Here is a 3,037-nt window from a genome sequence, read left to right on the forward strand (position 1 = left end):
GCCGGCGTCGAGGGAGAGCCCGAGGCAGCGCGGGAATCCGAGACTGCCTCTAACGTGGTGCCGTGGGTCCTCTCCGGCAGGAGCGAGGCCGCGCTGCGCGCGCAGGCCGAGCGGCTGCGGGAGTTCGTGACGGGAGACGGCGCGGCGGTCCGTGGCGTGGACCTCGGATTCGCGTTGGCCACGCAGCGCTCCCTCTTCGACCACCGGGCTGTGGTGCTGGCGCAGGACAAGGCCGCTGCCCTGGAAGCACTCGCGGCGGGTCTTCCGGACGCGGGTGTCGTGGAAGGCCCGGCGGATGGAGGCCGGACGGCGTTCCTCTTCTCCGGTCAGGGTTCGCAGCGGCTCGGTATGGGCCGTGAACTGCACGCGTGTTTCCCGGTGTTCGCGGAGGCGTTCGACGCGGTGTGCGCGGGGCTGGACGAGCACCTGGACCGGCCGCTGCGCGAAGTCGTGTGGGGCGAGGACGAGGACGCGCTGAACCGGACCGAGTACGCCCAGGCGGGGTTGTTCGCCCTGGAAGTGGCGCTGTACCGCCTGCTCGACGCCTGGGGCGTGCGGCCCGATTACGTCGCCGGACACTCGATCGGCGAAATCGCGGCCGCGCACATCGCGGGCGTCCTCTCCCTGGCGGACGCCTGCGCGCTGGTGGCTGCGCGTGGCCGGCTGATGCAGGCGCTGCCGGCCGGTGGCGCGATGGTCGCGGTCGAGGCGACGGAGGTCGAGGTTCTGCCGCACCTGACGGACGAGGTGTCGGTCGCGGCCGTCAACGGGCCTTCTTCGGTGGTGGTTTCGGGTGCCGAGGCGGCGGTGGAGGCCGTGGCGGGGATGTTCCGCGAGCTGGGTCGCCGTACGACCCGGCTGCGCGTGTCGCACGCGTTCCATTCCCCGCTGATGGAACCGATGCTGGACGACTTCAGCACGGTCGTCGAGGAGTTGACGTTCAGCGAGCCCCGACTGCCCCTGGTCTCCAACGTGTCGGGCAGTCTCGCCGATCCCGGCGAACTCAGCACCCCCGCTTACTGGGTGGCGCACGTCCGTGAGGCCGTGCGCTTCGACGACGGTGTCCGCGCGCTGGTCGGGCAGGGTGTCACGCGGTTCGTGGAGCTGGGGCCGGACGGTGTGCTCAGCGGCATGGCGCGCGAGAGCGCCGGCGACGAGGCACACCTGATCCCGCTGCTGCGCAAGGACCGTGACGAGGAGACGGCGGCTCTCACCGCCCTCGCCCGGCTGCACGTGTCCGGGGCCCGGGTGGACTGGGCCGCGTACTTCGCCGGCACCGGCGCGCGGACCGTCGACCTGCCGACCTACGCCTTCCAACGGCAGCGCTACTGGCCTGCGGGTGAATTGACCCGGGCGGGGGACGTGCGGTTCGCCGGGCTCGGCGCCGCCGAGCACCCGTTGCTGGGCGCGGCCGTCGAACTGGCCGGCGCCGAGGGCTCGGACGGAATGGTGTTCACCGGCCGGCTGTCGCTCCAGTCCCATCCGTGGCTGGCCGACCACGAGGTGCAGGGCTCGGTCCTGGTGCCCGGCACGGCCCTGCTGGAGCTGGCCATCCGTGCCGCTGACGAGATCGGCTGCGACACGGTCGAGGAACTGACCCTGCCGACCCCGCTCGTCCTGCCCGCCCGCGGCGGTGTTCACATCCAGGTGCGGGTCGGTACGCCCGACGCCGACGGCCGGTGCGCTCTGGGCGTACACGCGCGGGGCGAGGACGACGTCCAGGCCCCGTGGACCGTCCACGCCACCGGAATGCTGGCTCCCGCGGCTTCCCCGACCGACGTACCACGCCCCGGCTTCGACGCGGCCGTATGGCCCCCGAGGGACGCCCAAACGGTCGATGTGACGGACTGCTACGAGCGGTTGGCCGAGGCCGGGTTCGCCTACGGTCCCGCATTCCGCGGCCTGCGGGCCGCATGGCGGCGGGGCGATGAACTGTTTGCCGAGGTCGCCCTCGACGAGGCGACGGACGGCAGCGCGTTCGGCCTTCACCCGGCCCTGTTCGACGCCGCCCTGCACGCCTTCGCGCTCGACGACGACGGCCGCGGCGGAGTGCCGTTCTCCTGGGCAGGAGTGTCGCTGCACGCCTCCGGCGCCTCGGCCCTACGGGTCCGGCTGACCCGGGACGCCGACGGCACCATGGCCCTGGACCTGGCCGACCCGACGGGTGCTCCCGTCGCCTCGGTGGAATCCCTGGTCGTCCGTCCCTTGGCGACCGGACAGCTCGGCGCTGCGACTCCTGGCTCCCTCTACCAGGTGGACTGGGCGCCGGCACGGAGCACGAGGGGCGCCGAAGTGTCCCCGGAACCGGTGACGATCTCGGGGGCGGCCGACCTCGAGGCACTGGTGGTGGGCGAGGTGCCGGCAACGGTGCTGGCCACCGCGCCCGACGCCACGGACGATGTCGTCGGGTCCGTGCACGATGCGGCCGTATGGGCGCTGGAGCTGGTGGGGTCGTGGCTGGCGGAGGAGTGGTGTGCGGAGTCGCGTCTGGTGTTCGTCACCCGTGGTGCTGCGGAGGGTGATGACCTGGCGGGTGCCGCGGTGTGGGGTCTGGTGAGGTCGGCTGTCTCGGAGCATCCGGGGCGGTTCGGTCTGCTGGACGTCGAGCCGGGTGCGGTGCTGTCGGCCGAGTTGCTGGGTGCGGCACTGGCGGTGAACGAGGCCGAGGTCGCGGTGCGTGGTGGTGAGGTGTTGGTGCCTCGCCTGGCGCGGGTGGTGTCCGGGGCCGGTGCGGATGCTGCCGTCTGGGATGTTGCTGAGGGTACGGTTCTGGTGACGGGCGGTACCGGTGGTCTCGGTCGGACAGTTGCCCGGCATCTGGTGGTCGGGCATGGTGTGCGTGATCTGTTGTTGGTGAGTCGTCGGGGTGCGGCTGTTGAGGGTGTGGGGGCTCTGGTCGCGGAGTTGTCCGGGCTGGGTGCGCGGGTGTCGGTGGAGGCCTGTGATGTGGCCGACGCGGATGCGGTGGCTGCGCTGGTGGGCCGGTATCCGGTGCGGGCGGTGGTGCATGCGGCGGGTGTGCTGGACGACGGTGTGG

At 72.4% G+C, this 3,037-nt stretch carries 1 protein-coding gene; it reads left to right on the top strand.

The genetic code is table 11. The features are described 5' to 3' along the window. The coding region (locus tag B7767_RS45650; RefSeq protein ID WP_256923819.1) for a type I polyketide synthase at positions 1-3,037 on the top strand (3,037 nt) is incomplete at both ends.

The organism is Streptomyces sp. 13-12-16 (assembly GCF_002114215.1).
Lineage (GTDB): Bacteria > Actinomycetota > Actinomycetes > Streptomycetales > Streptomycetaceae > Streptomyces.